This is a genomic window from Streptomyces sp. NPDC005805 (assembly GCF_040630445.1).
Lineage (GTDB): Bacteria > Actinomycetota > Actinomycetes > Streptomycetales > Streptomycetaceae > Streptomyces.
The window spans coordinates 35,629-55,035 of the sequence record NZ_JBEXXN010000048.1 but is presented as its reverse complement, the minus strand read 5'-3'; the positions used below and the strand labels follow the sequence as shown (position 1 = coordinate 55,035).

General features: G+C 72.0%; 22 protein-coding genes and 1 pseudogene. 8 read left to right on the top strand and 15 right to left on the bottom strand.

The features are described from left to right. Together ABZ457_RS23300 and ABZ457_RS23295 are read left to right on the top strand one after the other, a co-directional pair. Positions 1-80: pseudogene (locus ABZ457_RS23300) on the top strand (IS5/IS1182 family transposase); the annotation flags it as partial. 292 nt (positions 81-372) lie between these two features. Then, the gene (locus ABZ457_RS23295; RefSeq protein ID WP_359160295.1) at positions 373-1,605 is read left to right on the top strand and encodes a membrane dipeptidase; all 1,233 of its coding nucleotides are present in this window, start codon (positions 373-375) and stop codon (positions 1,603-1,605) included. Between the two features lie 46 nt (positions 1,606-1,651). Here ABZ457_RS23295 and ABZ457_RS23290 read toward each other — a convergent pair whose 3' ends face one another. Beyond that, on the bottom strand, positions 1,652-2,011 hold the full coding sequence (locus ABZ457_RS23290) for a VOC family protein (RefSeq protein ID WP_359160292.1): 360 nt from the start codon (positions 2,009-2,011) through the stop codon (positions 1,652-1,654). A 139-nt stretch (positions 2,012-2,150) separates the two neighbouring features. On the opposite strand from ABZ457_RS23290, the gene ABZ457_RS23285 reads away from it, so the two are divergent. Then, positions 2,151-2,681, top strand: coding sequence for a CGNR zinc finger domain-containing protein (locus tag ABZ457_RS23285; RefSeq protein WP_359160289.1), 531 nt, complete (start codon positions 2,151-2,153; stop codon positions 2,679-2,681). Between the two features lie 277 nt (positions 2,682-2,958). On the opposite strand, the gene ABZ457_RS23280 is transcribed toward ABZ457_RS23285, so the two are convergent. Next, on the bottom strand, positions 2,959-4,296 hold the full coding sequence (locus ABZ457_RS23280) for a UDP-glucose/GDP-mannose dehydrogenase family protein (protein ID WP_359160286.1): 1,338 nt from the start codon (positions 4,294-4,296) through the stop codon (positions 2,959-2,961). A gap of 232 nt (positions 4,297-4,528) precedes the next feature. Here ABZ457_RS23280 and ABZ457_RS23275 point away from each other — a divergent pair, with 232 nt between their 5' ends. After that, a complete protein-coding gene (locus ABZ457_RS23275; protein ID WP_359160283.1) occupies positions 4,529-5,686 on the top strand; it encodes an acyl-CoA dehydrogenase in 1,158 nt (385 codons plus the stop codon). Positions 5,687-6,319: 633 nt separating this feature from the next. Here ABZ457_RS23275 and ABZ457_RS23270 read toward each other — a convergent pair. The 5 genes from ABZ457_RS23270 to ABZ457_RS23250 all read right to left on the bottom strand — a co-directional run bounded on the left by ABZ457_RS23270 (position 6,320) and on the right by ABZ457_RS23250 (position 9,157). After that, positions 6,320-6,787, bottom strand: a complete 468-nt coding sequence (locus tag ABZ457_RS23270; protein WP_359160307.1) for a hypothetical protein — start codon at positions 6,785-6,787, stop codon at positions 6,320-6,322. Between the two features lie 86 nt (positions 6,788-6,873). After that, positions 6,874-7,098, bottom strand: coding sequence for a DUF397 domain-containing protein (locus ABZ457_RS23265; RefSeq protein WP_359160280.1), 225 nt, complete (start codon positions 7,096-7,098; stop codon positions 6,874-6,876). A gap of 532 nt (positions 7,099-7,630) precedes the next feature. Next, positions 7,631-8,461: a helix-turn-helix transcriptional regulator gene (locus ABZ457_RS23260; RefSeq protein ID WP_359160277.1), complete on the bottom strand. Its 831-nt coding sequence runs from the start codon at positions 8,459-8,461 to the stop codon at positions 7,631-7,633. After that, entirely contained in the window at positions 8,458-8,982 is a 525-nt protein-coding gene (locus tag ABZ457_RS23255; RefSeq protein ID WP_359160274.1) for a DUF6879 family protein, read from the bottom strand. The genes ABZ457_RS23260 and ABZ457_RS23255 overlap by 4 nt, the downstream gene beginning before the upstream one ends. Further along, positions 8,966-9,157, bottom strand: coding sequence for a hypothetical protein (locus tag ABZ457_RS23250; protein WP_093723946.1), 192 nt, complete (start codon positions 9,155-9,157; stop codon positions 8,966-8,968). Before ABZ457_RS23250 ends, ABZ457_RS23255 begins: the two co-directional genes overlap by 17 nt. Before the next feature lie 593 nt (positions 9,158-9,750). On the opposite strand from ABZ457_RS23250, the gene ABZ457_RS23245 reads away from it, so the two are divergent. After that, the gene (locus ABZ457_RS23245; RefSeq protein ID WP_359160270.1) at positions 9,751-11,316 is read left to right on the top strand and encodes a peptidoglycan-binding protein; all 1,566 of its coding nucleotides are present in this window, start codon (positions 9,751-9,753) and stop codon (positions 11,314-11,316) included. Between the two features lie 25 nt (positions 11,317-11,341). On the opposite strand, the gene ABZ457_RS23240 is transcribed toward ABZ457_RS23245, so the two are convergent. Continuing rightward, positions 11,342-11,986 (bottom strand): helix-turn-helix domain-containing protein, encoded by a 645-nt coding sequence (locus ABZ457_RS23240; RefSeq protein WP_359160267.1) that lies wholly within the window; start codon positions 11,984-11,986, stop codon positions 11,342-11,344. Between the two features lie 118 nt (positions 11,987-12,104). Here ABZ457_RS23240 and ABZ457_RS23235 point away from each other — a divergent pair, with 118 nt between their 5' ends. After that, positions 12,105-12,554 carry a DUF4345 domain-containing protein gene (locus tag ABZ457_RS23235; RefSeq protein WP_359160264.1) on the top strand — a complete coding sequence of 150 codons (450 nt, stop codon included), beginning with the start codon at positions 12,105-12,107 and terminating at the stop codon, positions 12,552-12,554. Positions 12,555-12,594: 40 nt separating this feature from the next. On the opposite strand, the gene ABZ457_RS23230 is transcribed toward ABZ457_RS23235, so the two are convergent. The 5 genes from ABZ457_RS23230 to ABZ457_RS23210 all read right to left on the bottom strand — a co-directional run bounded on the left by ABZ457_RS23230 (position 12,595) and on the right by ABZ457_RS23210 (position 15,955). Continuing rightward, complete coding sequence (locus ABZ457_RS23230; RefSeq protein ID WP_359160261.1) at positions 12,595-13,209, bottom strand: dihydrofolate reductase family protein; 615 nt, start codon at positions 13,207-13,209, stop codon at positions 12,595-12,597. A gap of 83 nt (positions 13,210-13,292) precedes the next feature. After that, a complete protein-coding gene (locus tag ABZ457_RS23225; protein ID WP_359160258.1) occupies positions 13,293-13,955 on the bottom strand; it encodes a hypothetical protein in 663 nt (220 codons plus the stop codon). Between the two features lie 55 nt (positions 13,956-14,010). Continuing rightward, positions 14,011-14,343, bottom strand: coding sequence for a hypothetical protein (locus tag ABZ457_RS23220; RefSeq protein WP_359160256.1), 333 nt, complete (start codon positions 14,341-14,343; stop codon positions 14,011-14,013). A 41-nt stretch (positions 14,344-14,384) separates the two neighbouring features. Then, positions 14,385-15,341, bottom strand: coding sequence for a helix-turn-helix domain-containing protein (locus ABZ457_RS23215; RefSeq protein ID WP_359160253.1), 957 nt, complete (start codon positions 15,339-15,341; stop codon positions 14,385-14,387). A 317-nt stretch (positions 15,342-15,658) separates the two neighbouring features. Further along, entirely contained in the window at positions 15,659-15,955 is a 297-nt protein-coding gene (locus ABZ457_RS23210) for a hypothetical protein (RefSeq protein ID WP_359160251.1), read from the bottom strand. Positions 15,956-16,213: 258 nt separating this feature from the next. On the opposite strand from ABZ457_RS23210, the gene ABZ457_RS23205 reads away from it, so the two are divergent. Both ABZ457_RS23205 and ABZ457_RS23200 read left to right on the top strand, forming a co-directional pair. Further along, positions 16,214-16,444, top strand: a complete 231-nt coding sequence (locus tag ABZ457_RS23205; RefSeq protein ID WP_359160248.1) for a hypothetical protein — start codon at positions 16,214-16,216, stop codon at positions 16,442-16,444. A gap of 189 nt (positions 16,445-16,633) precedes the next feature. Further along, complete coding sequence (locus tag ABZ457_RS23200; RefSeq protein ID WP_359160246.1) at positions 16,634-17,284, top strand: hypothetical protein; 651 nt, start codon at positions 16,634-16,636, stop codon at positions 17,282-17,284. A gap of 21 nt (positions 17,285-17,305) precedes the next feature. On the opposite strand, the gene ABZ457_RS23195 is transcribed toward ABZ457_RS23200, so the two are convergent. Both ABZ457_RS23195 and ABZ457_RS23190 read right to left on the bottom strand, forming a co-directional pair. Further along, complete coding sequence (locus ABZ457_RS23195; RefSeq protein WP_359160243.1) at positions 17,306-17,860, bottom strand: putative immunity protein; 555 nt, start codon at positions 17,858-17,860, stop codon at positions 17,306-17,308. 134 nt (positions 17,861-17,994) lie between these two features. Next, positions 17,995-19,299 carry an LCP family protein gene (locus ABZ457_RS23190; protein WP_359160240.1) on the bottom strand — a complete coding sequence of 435 codons (1,305 nt, stop codon included), beginning with the start codon at positions 19,297-19,299 and terminating at the stop codon, positions 17,995-17,997. Positions 19,300-19,407: the final 108 nt, after the last annotated feature.

Genomic DNA, 19,407 nt, shown 5'->3' with positions numbered 1-19,407 from the left:
ACGACGCGGGCAAACGGGTGCGGGGCCGCAAGCGCCACCTGCTGGTGGACACCTGCGGCCTGGTCCTGCGGGCAGTGGTGGCCCACCGGGAGCCGTCCCCGCCGCGACCGGCCGCTGCCCCCGTGCCACGGTTGGCGTAGGGAGGCGTCCGGCGGATCCTGGCCGGGGCCACGACGCCTGGCACGGCCCCTCGCTGCGTTGCCGCAATGCCTGAATAGCTCCGCTATGAAGGCATCCCGGCGCCTTGCGATCCACCGCACCAGACGCCGCGTCATGTCCGGCCCTGATCCACCGGGCACCTCCTGCCGCCGCCGGCCCGGGCCTCCCGGGCGGTCCGCGGCGACGGCACAGGCCGGCGAACCGGAGCACCCCATGGCAGAACCGCAGGACGCCACGTCCACCGCCCCGTCCCCCACGGCGTCGTCCGCGTCCCTGACGACCGTCGACCCCTCGGGCGGCGCCGAGGCCCCGGACCGGCGCGACGTTCCGGGCCTCGGTGACGGCGACGGCCTCGCCGCGCTGGCGGCCCTCGACGCCGACCTGGACGCCGACCTGGCGTATCCGGACCCCCTGGCGCCCACCACCTGCGACCCGGAGCCCGGCCCCGATGCCCCGCCCGGCGTCGCCGACCCCCTCGCCCGGGCCCGGGAGCTGCTGCGGGAGCACCCCGTGGTGGACGGCCGCAGCGGGCTCGCCCCCGTCCTGCGGAGCATGCACTTCCATGACCTCGAAGCGGGCGAGAGCCTGCTGGAGACCGACGTCCCCCGGCTGCGGCGCGGGGGAGTCGGCGCCCAGTTCTGGTGCCTCCACCCGCCCGGCGCGGACTCCGGGACCGCCGGGTCCGGGGACCTGGCCGGGGTGCTGGACCTGATCGACGTCGTCCGCGACACCGTGCACGGCGCCCCGGAGGGCCTGGTCGTCGCGGTGCGGGCCGACGACGTGGTCGACGCCCGCAACCGGGGCCGGACCGCCGTCCTGCTCGGGCCCGCCCCCGGCCCCGCGCTCGGTGACTCGCTCGCCGCCCTGCGCGCCCTGCACACCCTCGGCGTGCGCTCCCTCACCCCGGCCGGCAGCCGCTGGGCCGGCGGTCCCGGCGGCCTCACGCCCTTCGGCCACGAGGTGGTGCGCGAGGCGAACCGCCTGGGCGTCCTGCTCGACCTCTCCGGCTGCCCGGCTCAGACCGTGCGCCGCGTCCTCGCCGTGACCCGGGCTCCGGCGCTGGTCTCCCACCACCCCGAGCCGCTGGACGAGGACCTGCTGCGCGCCCTGCGGGCCGGGCACGGCGTCTGCATGGTCCCGTGCACCGGGACCCCGGCCGAGGTCGCGGACGCGCTCGACCGCGTCCGCGCGGCGGCCGGGGCGGAGACCGTCGCGCTGAGCGGGGCGTACGACACGGGCCTGCCGCACGGCCCCGGCCTCGGGGACGTCTCCGGCTTCCCCCGGCTGATCGCCGAGCTGCTGGAACGCGGCTGGAGCGAGGCCGAGGTCACCGCGCTGACCTGGTCGAACGTGCTCCGGGTGCTGCGCGGCACGGAGTTCGCCGCCCGTACGGCCGCGGGGCGCCCGGCGCCCTCCCGGGCCGTGATCGACGCGCTCGGCGGCTGAGGCCGGGCCCGGGACGGGACGGGGCGGGCGGCGGGCCCCTGCGTCGTCAGCAGGCGCAGAGGCAGAACGGGTGCCCGGCCGGGTCCGCGTACACCCGGAAGGTGCGCGAGTGGTCGGCCGCGTCGAGGGCGGTCGCGCCCAGCGCCAGCACCCGCGCCTCCGCCTCGTCGAGGTCGTCCACGGTCACGTCCAGATGGAACTGCTGCGAGTGCTCGGCGGACGGCCACTTCGGGGGCGTGTACCCCGGGGCGGCCTGGAAGGCGAGGGGCGCCGCCCCGCCCGTGAGGTCGACCCAGCCGTCGCCGTCGTCCTCGATCTCGCCCCCGAGCAGCTCCGCGTAGAAGCGGCCCAGCGCGACGGGGTCGGGACAGTCCAGGACGACGGCCCCCAGCTTGGCGATGCTCATGACTGCTCCTCCGGTCTGCCGGTCTCCCGGCTCGGCGTTACCCGTACTCGGCGAGTACCCGCGTCAGCGCGTTACCGGTACTCGGCCTCAACAGGTAACCGTTACTGCATGCTCCCGCAAAGGCGGTAACGTCGCAAGCATGAACGACAGGGAATCCGCACCCGGCGGCCTCGCGCTCGTCGAGGCCCTGGTCAACACGCTGGACGTCGAGACCGGCGCGGACACCCTGGACTCGGCCGCCGGCCGTGCGCGCTTCGGCCTGGCGGACGCGGGCGCCGAGGAGATCGACGCGGCTCGCGCGCTGCGGGAGGCACTGCGCGCCGCCTGCCTGGCCCACGCCGGCCACGGCACGTCCGGGACCCTCGACGCCCTGCTCGCCGACGCCCCGCTCCGGGTGAGCGTCGGCCCCTCCGGCGAGGCTTCCCTCCGGCTCCCCGAGCCGCCCACCCTGCGCGGCCGGGTCGCCCTGGCGATCGCGGAGGGCACGGCCGCCGGCACCTGGCTCCGGCTCAAGGCGTGCGAGGCCGAGGACTGCCGGTGGGCGTACTACGACCGCAGCCCGGCGGGCCGCCGCCGCTGGTGCTCCATGTCGGTCTGCGGCGCCCGCACCAAGATGCGCACGTACCGGGCCCGGGCGCGGCGGGACGCGGCGCGGGGCGAAGCCCCGTGAGGCCGGGGCCGGCCCTTCAGTACGGCCGACGCGCTTCAGCGCGGCCGGGCGCGGCTTCCGCCTGCGCGGCGCGGCTTCCGCGCGCGGCGTCCACGCGGTTGGTGCCCGCGCAGCGCGGCTTCCGCGGTGCGCGGGCCGCTTCCGGCCGCGCGGCGTGGCTTCCGCCTGCAGGGCTTCCGCCCGCGTGGCTTGTGCCCGCATGGGCGTGGCTTCCGCCCGTGGCGTCCACCCGGCTTGCGCCGGGCTTGCGTTCGCGCGGCGCAGCGCGCGATGTGCCTCAGGCCCGCGGGCGGCCCATCGCCCGGTAGGTCCAGCCCGCCGCGCGCCATGCCTCCGCGTCCAGCGCGTTGCGGCCGTCCAGCAGGATGCGGGAGGTGACCGCGGCGCCCAGCTCCGCCGGGTCCAGCTCGCGGAACTCGCGCCACTCGGTCAGGTGCAGCACCACGTCCGCGCCGCGTACGGCCGCCAGGGCGGTGTCCGCGTAGGCGAGGGTCGGGAAGAGGCGGCGGGCGTTCTCCATGCCCTTGGGGTCGTAGACCGTGACCTGGCCGCCCTGGAGCTGGATCTGCCCCGCGACGTTGAGCGCCGGGGAGTCCCGGACGTCGTCCGAGTCGGGCTTGAAGGTCGCGCCCAGCACCGCGACGCGCTTGCCCAGGAACGGGCCGCCGCCGACCGCCTCGCGCGCCAGCTCCACCATGTGGCCCCGGCGGCGCATGTTGATCGAGTCGACCTCGCGCAGGAAGGTCAGCGCCTGGTCCGCGCCCAGCTCGCCCGCGCGGGCCATGAACGCCCGGATGTCCTTGGGCAGGCAGCCGCCGCCGAAGCCGACGCCCGCCCGCAGGAACTTCTTCCCGATGCGGTCGTCGTGCCCGATGGCCTCCGCCAGCTTGGCCACGTCGCCGCCGGCCGCCTCGCAGACCTCGGCCATGGCGTTGATGAAGGAGATCTTGGTGGCGAGGAAGGAGTTCGCGGCGGTCTTCACCAGCTCCGCCGTCGGATAGTCGGTGACCACGAACGGCGAGCCCTCCGCGATCGGGGTCGCGTACACCTCGCGCAGCAGCTTCTCGGCGCGCTCACCGCGCACGCCGACCACGATCCGGTCCGGGTGCAGGGTGTCGTCCACGGCGAAGCCCTCGCGCAGGAACTCCGGGTTCCACGCCAGCTCCACATCGCCCGGCGCCTGCTCCGCGAGGAGCCGCGCCAGCCGGTCCGCGCTGCCCACCGGCACCGTCGACTTGCCGACCACCAGCGCCTGCCCGCCCAGGTGCGGGGCGAGGGAGGCGAAGGCGGAGTCCACGAAGCTCATGTCGCAGGCGTACTCGCCGTGCTTCTGCGGGGTGTTCACACACACGAAGTGGACGTCGCCGAAGGCGCCCACCTCCTCCCAGGAGGTGGTGAACCGCAGCCGGCCGGTTGAGCCCTCGATCCCGGCGACATGGCGCCGCAGCAGCTCCTCCAGGCCGGGCTCGTACATGGGCACCCGGCCCGAGGAGAGCAGCTCGATCTTCTCGGGGACGACATCGAGCCCCAGCACCTCGAAACCGAGCTCGGCCATCGCGGCGGCGTGGGTGGCGCCCAGGTAGCCGGTGCCGATCACGGTGATCTTGAGGGCCATGCGGTGCTCCAGTACTGATGCGGGCGGGCGTGCGCGCCCGAGCATAACCGCGCGGCGGGAGGGGCCCGACGGGCGGCCGTCCGTCGCCGGGCCGGGTCCGTCCCGTGCTTTACGGGGTCCCGTAATCCGGGCCTGACCGGGGCTGTCGCCAAACTCACCTATGCCCCGGCCCCGCGGCCCGTCTAAAATTGGGTTACTTAACGGTAGTTAGCATCTTGGGGAGTGAGACACCTTGGCAGGATCGGCCGACTTCGACCTGTACCGCCCGTCCGAAGAGCACGACATGCTCCGCGAGTCGGTCCGCTCCCTGGCCGAGGCGAAGATCGCGCCCTTCGCCGCCGCGGTGGACGAGGAGGCCCGCTTCCCGCAGGAGGCGCTGGACGCCCTCGTCTCCTCCGACCTGCACGCCGTGCACGTACCGGAGTCCTACGGCGGCGCGGGCGCCGACGCGCTGGCGACCGTCATCGTGATCGAGGAGGTCGCCCGGGTCTGCGCGTCCTCCTCCCTGATCCCCGCGGTCAACAAGCTCGGCTCGCTCCCGGTGATCCTCTCCGGCTCCGAGGAGCTGAAGGCGAAGTACATGGCGCCCCTTGCCAAGGGCGACGGCATGTTCTCGTACTGCCTCTCCGAGCCGGACGCGGGCTCGGACGCGGCCGGCATGAAGACCAAGGCCGTGCGCGACGGGGACTCCTGGGTCCTCAACGGCGTGAAGCGCTGGATCACCAACGCCGGCGTCTCCGAGTACTACACGGTGATGGCCGTCACCGACCCGACCAAGCGCTCCAAGGGCATCTCGGCCTTCGTCGTCGAGAAGGGCGACGAGGGCGTGTCCTTCGGCGCCCCGGAGAAGAAGCTCGGCATCAAGGGCTCCCCGACCCGCGAGGTCTACCTCGACAACGTCCGCATCCCGGCCGACCGCATGATCGGCGAGGAGGGCACGGGCTTCGCCACCGCGATGAAGACCCTGGACCACACCCGCATCACCATCGCGGCCCAGGCCCTCGGCATCGCGCAGGGCGCCCTCGACTACGCCAAGGGCTATGTCCAGGAGCGCAAGCAGTTCGGCAAGCCGATCGCGGACTTCCAGGGCATCCAGTTCATGCTCGCCGACATGGCCATGAAGATCGAGGCCGCCCGCCAGCTCACGTACGCGGCCGCGGCCAAGTCCGAGCGCGGCGACGCCGACCTCACCTTCCAGGGCGCCGCCGCCAAGTGCTTCGCCTCCGACGTGGCCATGGAGGTCACCACGGACGCGGTCCAGCTCCTGGGCGGCTACGGCTACACCCGCGACTACCCGGTCGAGCGCATGATGCGCGACGCCAAGATCACGCAGATTTACGAAGGTACGAATCAGGTTCAGCGGATCGTCATGGCCAGGAACCTTCCCTAGCAGGGTTTTCGCAGGTCAGAGGCTATTTTCGCGGCCCCGAGGAAGGCTCTCGGCTTCCCGCCCGTTGCGCCCCGATCGGAGGCATTCATGGGCGTCATACTTGGGGAATCCTGCGACCGACAGGCTCAGAAGGGCCACTGACCAGCACAAACAACACAGCCCCCGGCGTGATTGCCGGGGGCTGTTGTCGTACGTGGATCAGGCGACCTCTGACGCCTCCGTGGGGTCGTCGGCGCCGGGCGTCAGCATGGTTGCGATGGCTGCCCGACCGCGGTGCTCGGCCCCTTCGAAGATGTAGTGGCAGTGCTTCCTGAGTACGTCCGTGCTGCTGGCGGATCGTGCGCCGCTACGCCCGCATCTTGGGTGAGTCCCTGCCCGAGGGACAGGCGGTGTTCATTGAGCGGACGGCAGAGCAGACACTCAGGGTCTCGGCCTGCCTGGCAGCGTCCGAGTGCTCCGAGACCAAGGTCGTCCGCCTGGACGCCTACCGCCCCGAACCGCAGCGGGCCCCGAGCCCGCGCCGGAACCGCAGCGCTCGGAACCGCTCGCGGACTCCAACCCCCTTCCGCGCGCTGCTCCAACCAACCAAAGGAACAGCCCCGGCCACTGGCCGGGGCATCTTTGTTGCTTCGACTACGTGAGAGGGCAGGCCAGTTCGGGCTTCAAGCGATTCGGGGAACACGTCACCGCAGCCAGAGACAGATACGAGGGGCGTTCGAGGTAGAAGCCGAGCGACACATCAGCCCCCGAGTCCAGCCGCTCGGCAGCGGAGTTGACGAGCATGGACAGACGGGTGGTGTCGCGGTCCCGCTCGGAGGCGAACCGGTGTGCGTTCTCGGCCAACTGCTCCCCGAGCCATGACGCCGCCTCCTTCGCCTCTTCCCACGTGCCATGAACTAAGGAACGGGGCTTGATGAGCCAGTACGCCGTTTCGAGGGGCGGTAGGTCGACGTTCGGGAACTCCTCCGCGACCTCCCGATACCGCTGGATCAGTTCTGGCTTGCTTCCGACCGGGGGCGGATCGGGATGCGGGGGCCGCCGTAGGGCCTCGTTGTCGAAGCGCTCTTTCGGGCCGGTCCACAGATAGCCGTGATGGTGCACGTGTCGTTCCCGTTTCGAGAAGTGCCAGCCGGGCACGGGCCCAAGGACGGGGGGACGGACCCGGCCCGGCTGACGGAGAGGGAGGATCAGACGTTGAGGCCGAACCGCGCCGGATCGATCCCGGCCGCGTCCAGTTCCTCCGTGGTGAAGCGCAGCGGCTGCGCGTCCGGCCGCTTGCTGTCGCCGAGGGCCCAGGCGTCGTCGTCGATCCGGGCGAGGGTCACGCACCCCTCGGTGCAGGGGCCTCCGCACGCCTTCACGAACGAGGCCCTGTCGATATCGAGCGCGTACAGGTCGGTTCCGTTCAGCATTACTGCACCTTCCTGATCAACTAATCGCGGCCATGGCTGACCGCCGCCGCCTATTCCGGGCGGGAGTTCAAGGGAGGAGAGGGAGAGACTTCAGCGTCCGGAACCTTGAGCGCGTTCCGTGCAGCGCCAGCACTCGCATGGTGGCCAAGCGCTTGTGAGCAGGGGCGGAAGATTGTCCGTCGTGGCCACGGCTTGCTCCGCCCCCCAGGTCTGCCCTGAGTCGCGAGAGACACGCATGCTCATCAGGGGGCGGTCGGCGAAGAGCCTTGAGCCCGTTCCCTTGTTCATGAGGCGTGGGCCTCTGCGTGGTGCTGGCGCATTCGTACGTCGTCGGATACGGCGCTGTAGTCGAACGTGGAGCGGGCGTTCTCGCGGGCTACCGATATGGACAGGCAGTCAGCGCAACCGGGTTTGGGCGACGGCTCGCGCGGTGGCTCCGGCAGGCACGTCCGTGCTGGCGTGTTGGTACCAGGATCGGAAGTTCTCTCTTCACTCTCCATGGCGTCATCTTCGGCGGGCCACGGAGGCAGCTCTAGCCTGTTTCCTGTTCGCGCAAGAAGTCGTCGCGGATACCCTCGAGCAGGCCCCGCATGTCGTCGCCGGACAGTGCCACGCGTTCGAACCCGTGGAATTTCTCTGCGTAGATCTCTACGTCCCTGGGATCAGTGACGAGCACCTCGGCATGGACCGTCTCGACGGTGACCATGCGGTTGTCCCGGATCGCGAACGAGTGGTTCGCGACGTCATTCTGCTGAACGCTCAACGGGACTACTCGGATGTCGATATGAGACAGACGTGACATCGAAACAATCCGGTCCAGCTGGGCAGCCATCATCGACGGCGGAACAAGCCGCCACCGCAGAACGGGTTCTGTGATGATGAACCGCAATGACTTCGTGCTGTCGTAGAGGATTGCTTGGCGTTCCAATCGTCCGTTGATAGTGCGGTTGAGGGTGTCTTCACTCAGGTTATGACGTTGCAGAACGGCTCGAATGTACTCGGGAGTCTGGAGCAGGCCCGGAACCAGAGCCGGTTGGAACATCCGCAGCGCTGACATCTGGGCTTCAAGAGCTTTGACCTCCTGCTGGCCCTTGTGGACACCAACCCGTTTCAACAGCCGCCATTCAGTCGTCTCCGTGCCGGCCGTCCGAGCGGCATCGGTGTACTCGGCCTTGATCTCCTCGGACACCCCGATGGCGATCAGGATGCGCTCAACGTCCGTCGCGCGGGGCGCGAGCTTCGCATTCTCGATCTTGGAGAGCTTGGACGGAGACATGAGGGCGCCACGGGCGACTGCTTTGGCCTCCTTCCCGGACGCCTGACGCAGTGCCCGCAGCGCGGCCCCCAACTGTGCCCTGTTCACGCCCCGTGCTTGGCCCACCATTCAGTGAACGGCTTCGCGTGGGCGAGTGCCGCGTCACGGTGCCCGGCGAATTCCGCCGTTCGTTCCGGTGGCAGGACTTCCGAGCCCAGGTACTTTCCGGTGCCGTCGTAGGCCATCACGGCCACGGACTCGGAGTCGAAGAGCCAGAAGTCAGGTACGTTCTCCAGGGGGTTCGGCCTGTCGGTGATGTCGAGAATGAAGAACTCCTCACCCCCGGACATGTTCTTCTGGTATCCCCACCCGAGTTCGAACCTGAGATATTCCGTGAGCGGGCGGCGCAGAATGTGAACCCGGTGGACTCGTTTCCCTTTTCCGGTGTGCGAGCGGAGCTCTTCCACCCAGCCCGCGTTGTAGTCGTCCGGCTGTGGTTCCCCGGCCAGGAACGCGTGGTAGGCATCGACGTTCCCCGACTTGCTGTAGTCATCGAGGGTTTCGAGCCGGAACGCCTCACGCCGGAACGTGTCGAAGAGGTCGCCGAGGGTCCTAGATGAGGTTGTCACGGATAGCCTTCTGGATCAGTTCCATCGGGATCTCGACGAGGGTTTCGTGAGCGGGAATCTGAAGCCCGTGGTCGGTCGGAGTCTCCCCCTGAACCAAGAGCGTGCCACGATCCGTCGCGTAGATCGTCGGGCAGTCCGTGATGTCGCACGTGCTGACCAGCTTGGTGACTTTCATGGTCCGGGTTCCCCTCTCCCGTGCTGTCAGTACCTCGCGTCTGGATTGATGCTCCCGAGGCCAGGGCGCGCGGGTCAAGCGATCACGGTTGATGGAACAGGAAACCGCGTAACCTGCCACGAGCCCGCTCGTCTGTCGCGCGGCGTGTGGTGGCGCCTCTGGTGCGGCGCCTACCTGGGCGGACTACTGGCGATCATGGGGAAATGCTGGGGAGGCCACTCCAGGGAGGGGCGTCCGCGCAGGTCAGTGCCGTGTGACCTTAAGGACCCGGATCTGCGAGGGCACCAACCAGGTCCAGCGCATCGTCATGGCGCGCACCCGCCGTAACGCGCCCGCACGCGTCTCCGCACGGCCCCCGGCGTGATGCCGGGGGCCGTACGCGTGCGAGGGGGCGGGGCCCCGGCCGGCCGGTTGCCTCCCCTGCGGCGCAGGGGCGGGCGGCGTACGGGACGGGTGACCCCACCCCTGCGACACATGAGACGAGTGGGGTGCGCGTGGCGTGGTTGACGGGGGTTGCGCGGGCCGGTTCAGTGGTCGGGCGCCGCCCGGCGCGAACGGTCCTGTCGCTCCAACTCCCGCCCCACGGAGGCTCCGTGAGACACCATGCGACACCCGCTCGGCACATCCCGGCGGTCCTCACCGCCGTCCTCGGCCTCACCCTGACGGCCCTCGCACCCACCGCCCAGGCACGCCCCGCGCCTCCCGCGCCCACCACGTCCCCCGCCCCCACCGTGGCGGCCGCCTTCACGGAGGCCGCCGCCGAGTTCGGCGTCCCGAGGGACGTGCTGGTCGCCGTGGGCTACGGCGAGAGCCGGCTCGACGGGCATGGCGGGCAGCCCAGTCAGGACCGCGGCTACGGCGTGATGCACCTGGTGGACAACCCGCGCCAGCGGACCCTGCGCGAGGCGTCCGAGCTCACCGGCGTCCCCGCCGGGACCCTGCGCCGGGACACCGCGGCCAACATCCGCGGCGGCGCCGCCGTCCTGCGCGCCCGCGCCGACGAGGCCGGGCTCACCGCCGCGGAACGCGCGCGGCCCGGGGAGTGGTACGAGGCGGTGGCACGCTACGGCGGCGCCGGCGACCCGCGTACCGCGCGCTTCTACGCCGACGGCGTCTACGACCTGCTCGCCCAGGGCGTCGACGCCCGCGCCGAGGACGGCTCCGCCGTCACCGTCCGGCCGTCGGCCGTCCAGCCGGACCGTGGGTCCCACGCCGACGCGGCACCGCTCGCGGCCGGGCCCGACTACCCGTCCGCCCTGTGGGTGCCGGCCAGCACCGCCAACTACAAGGCCGGGCGCACCTCCGCGATCACCGCGGTCGTCGTGCATGTCACCCAGGGCTCGTACGCCGGCGCCATCAGCTGGTTCCAGAACCCGGCCTCCCAGGTCAGCGCGCACTATGTGGTCCGTTCCTCGGACGGGCAGGTGACGCAGACGGTCCGGGAGAAGGACACCGCCTGGCACGCGCGCAGCGGCAATCCGTACTCCGTCGGCATCGAGCACGAGGGGTTCGTCGACCAGCCCGCGTGGTTCACCGACGTGATGTACCGCTCCTCCGCGGCCCTCACCCGCGCGATCGCCGACCGCTACGGCATCCCCAAGGACCGGGCGCACATCGTGGGCCACGCCGAGGTCCCGGGCAACGACCACACCGACCCCGGCCCGCACTGGGACTGGAACCGCTACATGGAGCTGGTGCGCGGGGGCACGGGCGGCGCTGTGCAGCTCGGCTTCCCCTCGTACGCCACCCTGCGCACCGGGTCGACGGGCGATCAGGTCCGGGCCGCGCAGTGGCTGCTGAACGTCCAGGGCCACGCCGCGGGCGCGGTGGACGGTGCCTTCGGCTCCGGGACGGCGGCCGCGGTCCGCTCGTTCCAGACGGTGAAGGGGCTGACCGCGGACGGCGTGGTCGGCGCGCGCACCTGGACGGCCCTCCTCTCGGCGGGCTCCCGCCCGGTGCTCCGCCAGGGCGCCTCCGGCGAGGCCGTCCAGCGCCTCCAGCGGGCCCTGACGGCGGCCCTGTCCCGGACCGTCTCCCCGGACGGCCTCTTCGGCCCGGGCACCGAACAGGCGGTCCGCGACTACCAGTCGGCCCGCGGCCTGACCCCGGACGGCGTGGCCGGCGCGGCGACCTGGACCGCCCTCCAGTCGGGCCGCTGAGCCCGGGGCCGGGGCAAGGCGCGGCTCAGGTGCCGCGCGGTTCGCGGGCGGCTGCGCCGGCGCACCGGCGGGGCCAGTCCGGGGCCGGGTCCTCGGGCAGGAGGGGGCGGACGGCGCCGATGACCGCGCCGATGCAGACGTCCCGCAGCTCCTCCGCCGTGCAGGTCTCGTCCACCAGCCAGTCCACGCACAGCACCTGCACGAACACCAGCCAGCTCTTCAGCACGCCCGAGACCGCCGCCCGGTCACGCGCGTCCGTCACCGGCAGGACGCCGAGCAGCCGTTCGCGCAGCGCGTCCAGTTCGTCGGTGATGATCGTCTGGATCAGCCGGTCGCCCGCCAGGACCCGGTTCGCGGCCAGGACCGTGTTGCGGTTCGCCGCGAAGTAGCGGATGTGCGCGTCCAGTCCCTCCGTGAGCTGCTCGACCAGGGTCTGCGCCGGATCGACCCGGCTCTGGGCGAGCAGCTGCGCGGCCACCTCCCGGTAGAGCGCGGCGAAGAGCTCCCGCTTGCCCGGGAAGTGCCGGTAGAGCAGCGCGCGGGAGACGCCCGCCCGTTCGGCGACCTCCTCCATCGTGACCTCGTCGTAGGGGCGCGCGGCGAACAGCTCGGCTGCGACATCGAGGAGCTGGGCGCGGCGCTGGTCGGGGGAGAGGCGCTGACGTGGCACGACGTCATCCTAATTGACAGCTGTCTACCAGCAGGGGCTACGCTGGTTGACACTCGTCTACTAACGGGGCGCCGCCGCGACGGCGGCGCGCGGCCCGCAACCGGAGGGACGGTCGGCCATGTCCAGAACGAAGGCACTGCGGGGACTCGCGCTCCTGATGGGGTACGCCTGTCTGGCGATCGGCCTGGTCCATGTGGTGCTCGGCAACGCGTCGATCCCGGGGGCGCAGGACGCGGGCGCCACCGTCGACAGCCTCGGCCGCTTCTTCGGCGCGATCTTCGCCGGGTACGGCCTGGCGTGGATCCTGGCCGCCCGCCGCTCGCCGATCCCCGCGTCGGCGGTCCGCTGGCTGACGGCGGTCTTCCTGCTCGGGGCCGTCGGGCGCCTGCTGTCCCTCGCGGTGCACGGGTGGCCGCACTGGTTCCAGATCGCCCTCACGGCGCTCGAACTCGCCCTGCCGCCCGTGCTGTTCTGGCTGGCGGACGCGGAGGAGAAGGCCCTCGGGGCGGGCGGGGCCGACGACGGGCCGGGCGGGGCCGCGCCCCCGGAGGCCTCCGCCCGGGTGTGACGCCTCACGGCGTTGGCCGACACCGGCCCCGGAACTCCCGTCAGGACCGCGGCAGATGCGCCTTCGCGTCCTCGTAACCGGCCTCCGGGGCGGCGGCCGGCTCGGGCCCGTAGACCAGGTTGAGCACCCCGCTGCCGAAGGTCTCCGCGGAGAGCAGCTTCAGCGGCACCGGGGTGTCGCCCTCGTCGAAGAGGCGCTCACCCTTGCGCACCGCGATCGGGTGCACCAGCAGGTTCAGCTCGTCGAGCAGCCCCGCGGCGAGCAGGGAGCGCACCACCGACACGGAACCGCTGACCGCGATCCGGTCGTCGCCCGGCTCGCTCTTCAGCGCGCGGACCGCGTCCTCGAAGTCCCCCTGCAACTGCTCGGAGTTGCGCCAGGTGAAGTCGAGGGTCCGCTTGGAGACCACGATCTTCCGCGCGTCCCCGAGCTTCTTCGCGAACGGCGCGTCCTCGCCCCCGGCCGCCTCCCGCTCCGGCCAGGCGCCCGCGAAGCTGTCATAGGTGACCCGGCCGAGCAGCAGGGTGTCCGCCTGCCCGAGCACCGCGTCCACGGCCGCGCCCATCTCGTCGCTGAAGTAGGGGAAGTGCCACTCGTGCGGGTCCTCGACGACGCCGTCGACCGAGATGAACAGCTGCGCGACGATCTTCCTCATGGGGTGCCTCCGGGGGCGGTGTGGTCCGGTTCATCGTGTCGAGGGGTAGACGACGGGCGGCACCGGAACTCATCGGTGAGCCGTCAACCCACCTGTCCGGCGAGGGCCTCGGCGAGGCCGGCGACCTGCCGCGTGCGGTCGGGCGCGCCGTCCCCCGCCTCACCGACGCCTACCAGGAGGTAGGCGTCGCCGTCACCGTCGAGCGCCAGCCGTACCGCGGCCACATTGCCGCTGTCGGTGACCACCACGTCCCCGGCCTTGGCGTCGCCGGCCCGTTGCAGATACGTGCTCAGGTCGTCCAGGGGCGCTCCGGAAAGGCTCTGGACCACCGGCGCCAGCGGGGCGATGGCGGCCGGCGAGCGCGTGGCGACGGTGTGCACCTCCACGTCCTCCTTGCCGATGTGGAAGGAGCAGCTCACCAGGACACCCGGGTTCTCGGCCAGCCCCGACCCGGGCTCGGCCCGCTTGCCGCCCTCGGCCGTGGCGACGGGCTCGCCCTCGTCCGCCACGGAGCCGGTCCCGGCCGCCGCCCCGTCCAGTCCGGCGGCCTCCGCGGCCTCGGCCACGTCGTAGGGGAGCGGACAGGTGTCCGCCCCGTCGTCGGGCATCCCGTCGGCGGTCTCGGTCAGCCCGCTCAGACTGAGCGCGGCCCCGTCGCCGCCCTGGCAGCCGGTCACCAGGGCGACCGGTATCAGGAGGGCTGCCGCGATCAGCAGCCGCTGTCGTCCTTGTCGTCCTTGTGTCACGCTCGTCGCCCCCGCCGTTGCTGAACAGTTCCGCGCTGCCGAGTGGCCACTGTAGTCAGTGGGGCGGCGGGTCACCGACCAGGCGCAGAGCGGGCGCCGGGGTCGGTTCGGCGGCGAACTCCCCGAGGCCCAGGGCTGCTTCGCGCCACTGGCCGGCGAGCCCGAGCAGGTATTCGCTGTCATGGCGGTACCCGGGCGGCGGGGAGTCCGGGGTGGTGGGCCAGAGCATGGTGACGGCGAAGCGGACGGCGTGCATCGCCGAGCCGACATGCGGGTCGGCGCCGTTCTTCAGGCGCATCAACAACTGGAGCCGGGGGACGAGGTCGACGAGCTCGTCGTAGACCTTGGCGCGTTGATGGGCGCGGGCGGCCTCGAAGTCGTCGGTCACGATTCCTCCGCTGTTCGATGCTGTTCGGTGGGGTGGGCTGGTCAGGCGGCCTCGGCCTTGGGGTGGGTCTCGGCGTGGGCCCGGGTCTCGGCGTGGGTTTGGTGTCTGCAGTCGCGGCAGAGGCCGGGTTCGGGGGCGCGGAAGGCGCGGTTGCAGGTGCCGGTGCAGTCGACGAGTGGGTGGGGTTTGTCCGGGGGTGCGGGGAGGGCGGGGAGTGGCGGTGGGAGGAGTGCGGTGAGGCGGTGGGCGAGGAGGCCGGCGGGTCGTTTCAGGGGGTGGGGCAGGTCGGTGGTGAGGGCGGAGCGTACGGCGTCGGGGGTGACCTCGCGTTCGAGCCAGGCGACGGCGGCGGGGGCGAGGCGGTGGATGTCGGACTCCGCCAGGAGCAGTCGCGGATCGTGGGCGCGCAGCTCCGCGAGGAGGTCGGTGGCGATCCGATGGCGGTCCACGTCGTGGACTTGCGGGCGAGGCAGCGGTGGGCGCGTTTGTGCGGGCTCCGCGGGTGCGGGCTCCGGCCCCGGGGGTGCGGTCACCGGCTCCGGGGGTGCGGTCACCGGCTCCGGTTCTGGCTCGGGGCAGGTCGGCGGGGGCGTCGGCACCGGTTCCGCGCACGGCACGGGCACGTCCGCGACCGCGTCCGGGTGGTTGTACGAGATCGTGCGGGTGACGACCCTGCCGGACGGGAGTCGTTCCCGGGTGCGTGCCAGGTAGTGGTGGTCCTCCAGTTCGCGCAGGGCGCGGGCGATGCGGTCCTCGCTTTCGGGGAAGCGGTCGGCGAGGACCTTGATGCCGACTTTGGCCCCGTCCGGCAGGGACTGGATGTGCACGGCGAGCCCGATCGCGGTCAGGGACAACTGCCCGTGCTGGGCGAGGTGGTTGCCGACGATGGTGAAGCGGTGGGTGTGGATCGCGTGGACGTGGATCACGCCGAAGGCGGTGACACGGGCGGGAACGCGGGACGAGGCGCGCGAGGGCGCGCTAATCTGCTGGGTATCCACCGGGAAGCTCCGAACTTCCTCGGTGGTCAGGCCCTCGATCGGGATTGCGAGTCCCGGCCGGGGGCCGACGCATGTCTGGGGTTGCCGCGGCGAGCATATGCCCGCCAACCCGCCCGAAATCCAGTCCGATTGGGCAAAGTCACCCGGGAGGGTGACGGGGGTTCAGGTGGTGAACGGGTGGGGTCGGGTGGGGTGGTTTCCCGGTTCTTTCAAGAGTTCTTTGATCTCTTTGCGTCCCAGGCCCCCGCGTCGCGGAACACCGGGTCGCGGAGGTCCACGACCCGGTCCGACCGGCCACGGAGCGACGGCCGGCTCGGTCACAAGTCCGGTGCGACGCCCTCGTCGAGCTCCTGGTAGGCGTCCATGACGTCACCGACGCCCACGGTCACGAGTTCGTCCTGCGACGGAACTCCCGAACTGCCGTGCAGCTCGTAGATCCGTAGATCACGGGCCGCAGCGGCCTTCCGGACGAGTTCGCGCGCGAAGCGGCCGTTGCCGAGCCGGTCGATCGACCCGCCGGCGACGGCGGCCTCGCACGCCGCACGCAGCGCCACGGCAGCGTCGTCGGCGAGGGCGTCCCCCTGTGAGTCCAGGAAGGACTGGGCGATGAGCACCAATTCGTCCGACGAGTAGGCGGGAGTCCACTCGTGTGTGGAAGCGGGACGCCAGCCCGGGGGTTCACGGACAGGAGCTCGCCGATCTCGCCCGGGTACCCGGCCAGAATCACGACCAGGCGGTGCCTGTCGTCCTCGGCTCGTTTCAGAAGTACCTGAAGCGCTTCCTTGCCGAACGCGTCACCTCCCTATCCGGTGGGTGGAAAGGCGGAGCTCGGGTGGATCACCAGCTGGCGGTGGGTCGACGACGGTGTCCTCATGCCCAGGATGCTGGACGTGCAGGTGAGCCGTGTCGGCACCGTCTCACAGGTGGACGTCGCCCTCGGGCCGGAGCAACTGGACCTCGAAGAGCCGCGGCTGGACGCCGCGAAGGCGGAGTCACTGGTCCGAGACGGGCTGACCGGGCAGCCCGCCGAGCGCGGCGGCACTCCGAACGACGTCAGCGGTCAGGTGTACGACGGTGCGGATCAACCGCTGAAGGGAGACTGACCCGATCACCGGCCGTGGGCGCGCGGGTTCGCACCCGCCGCGTGGGCGGGCTTCGTGGCGCACGCGGCCGCGCGCTGAACCGGCCCCGGAGCGGAGCGGACCCCTCCGGGGGTGGGTGGCGGGTGGCGGCATATGCTGCGCTGCCGCCGTTGTGCGCGGCACAACGTTCTCAGGGGTGGGAGAAGAACCATGGGCGCTTCCGACAGGCGGATCGCTGCCCTGCTGCGGCAGATCGCCACGCAGGAGACCGTCGACATCCGGCACGAGCACTCCGTCACCGGGCGGGTGGCCGCGCAGGTGTACCTCGTCGAGCAGTACGGCTTCGAGTACGGCGAGGCGTGGCGCGAGGGGGCGCGCAAGGAGATCCTCGTGGCGCGCATGTACCGCGACCCCCGGCCCGAGGCGCGGGCGCGGGAGGCGGCGACGATCGCGGCGTATCCCGAGGCGGGGACGGGCGGGGCCGCGCCCGGACTGCGGCCGGGGACGCTCAAGCCGACCGACGAGGCCGCGGAGGCCGTCGCCCGGATCAAGGACCGGATCGGGTTCGACGTGATGGCCGGGGCGGCCGCCAAGGGACAGCAGGTCTTCGCGTACGCCTGCGTCGGGGTGTTCGTCCTGATGCTGCTGGTGCTCGGCCACTGGCTCGGCGCGCTGCTCGGCGGCGCGGCCCTGGCCGGGTTCCTGTTCGGCGCGTTCCGGCTGGGCGGGGTGCGCAGGCAGCGCATCGCCGAGCGGCTGACGGCCGCCGGGTTCACCGCCGTCACCGACGAGCACGGCCGCACCCGCTTCCTGCGCCCCGGGCAGCAACTCCCGGGCCACGCCAACCCGTTCGGAGCCTAGACGCGCCGGCGGGGGCCCGGCTCAGGCGCGGAGCGCCGCGTCCAGCGCGCGGACGAGTTCGCCGATGCGCCCGCCCCCGGGCGGCGCGGCGGGCAGCCGACCGAGGACGGTGGCGACGGCCGGGGGCGCGTCGCGGTGCGCCCGTTCCAGGACCGTCGCGGCGGCGGCCTCGTCCCCGCCGGACAGCAGCTCCGCGACGAGCGCCGCGTGCGCCGCCGCGCCGAGGACATGCTTCACCTGGTGGGCGCTGGCCCGGGGGTGCAGGAACGCGGCCCCGGCCGCATGGCTCGCCGCGCGTGCCGCCTCGGCCGCGGCGGGCGACGCGGCCTCCCGCGCGGCCCGGTAGGCGGCCCACGCGCTCTGCCGCAGCGCCGCGGTGCGCCGGCCGCCCCGGGCGAACAGCCCCGCCGCGTCGAGGGCTTCGCGCGGACGCGGGTCCTCGGGGCGGTCCTGTTCGAAGACCGGCAGCACCGCGCGAGCGCACGCGGCCGCGAAGCCCGCGATCTCGCGGAGTTCGTCCTGGCTCAACTCGATGGCGGAGTCGCCCGGTTGGCTCGGCTCGCTTTCGTTCGGCATGGACCGATCCTGCCGCAGACCGGGGTCCGGAGCGCAGACGTTTCCGGGCCGTACCGCAGTCGGCCGTCCGGAGCCGGCCGGACACGGCGAGGGCCCGTACCGCGATGTGCGGTACAGGCCCTCGCCGTGCGCCGTCACTGGCTGGTGACGGTGACCTTCTCGTCGTTCTGGATCTGCTTCACGAGCTGCTGCACCTTCGCCTTGTCCCAGACGAGGTTGCCGCCGCGGCTGCCGGAGATCGGGATGTTCATCGACTTCCCGTCGCCGCCGCTGACGCCCTTCATCGCGAAGAACATCGACCCCAGGTCCCACAGGGACATGTCCTTGTCGACGATCAGGGTGTCCAGGCCCGCGCCGAGGGTCGGGTAGAGCTTGAAGGGGTTGAGGATCGTGCCGGGCGTCGCCGCCTGGTTCGCCAGCGTGGAGAGGAACTTCTGCTGGTTCTTGGTGCGGTCCAGGTCGCTGCCCGCGAACGCGTACCGGGTGCGGACGAACGCGAGGGCCTGCTCGCCGTCGAGGGTCTGGGTGCCGGCCTTGAAGTCGGCGCCGGACTTCTTGTCCTTGAAGCCCTTCTCGATGTTCATCTCCACACCGCCGAGCGCGTCGACGATGTTCGCGAACCCCGCGAAGCCGATCTCGGCGTAGTGGTCGATCCGCAGACCGGTGTTGTGCTCGACGGTGCGGACCAGCAGCTCCGGACCGTCCTCCGCGTACGCCGCGTTGAGCTTCACGCGTCTGCCGGTGCCGGGGAAGGTCTTGCCGGACTCCGAGCCCACGAAGGTCGGTATCTCGACGTCGGAGTCGCGCGGGAGGGAGATCATCGTGTTCCCGCTGCCGCACTTGGCGAGGATCATCATGGAGTCGGTGCGCTTGCCCTCGGCCGAGCCGGTGCGCAGCCGCTTCTTCTCCTCGGCGGACATGCCCTCACGGCTGTCCGAGCCGACGATCAGATACGTGGTGCAGTCGCCTTCCTCGGGCCGCTCGATGACCTTGGACAGGTCGACCTCGCGGCGGACCTTGCCGTCCGCCCAGAAGTACGTGCCGATGGTGGTGCCGAGCACCGCGACGAGAGCGACGATCGCGCCGATCTTGATGCGGCGCCGCCAGTCCGGAGCCGGGGCCGGGCGGCCGTACGGGTCGCCGCCCTGCGGTGGCACCCGCCCGCCGCCGGGCGGGCTGCCGTAGACCTGGCCGGTGTTGTAGCCGCTGTCGTACCCGGGCTCGGCGTACCCCTGGCCGCCGCCCTGGTCGTACCCGCGCTGCTGCGGCGGCACGGAGCCCCGCTGGGGGGTGGAGGGGCGCTGGACGTGGCGCATCACGCGGGCGCTCTCGGGCTGCCCGGCGCTGCCGTGTCCGTAGCCGCGGCCGTCGCCGCCGTTCGACCATCCGCCCCCGCCCGCGGCGTCACCGCGGGAGTTGCCTCCATGCCAGTCACTCATGCGGAACAGTGTGCCGGTGGCGCCACCCACCGGGACAGGCCGGGTGGTAAATCACACCGGGCCTGTAGCGAAGCTGATGCAATGCGGCCCTTTTGTCCTGGAACGGGG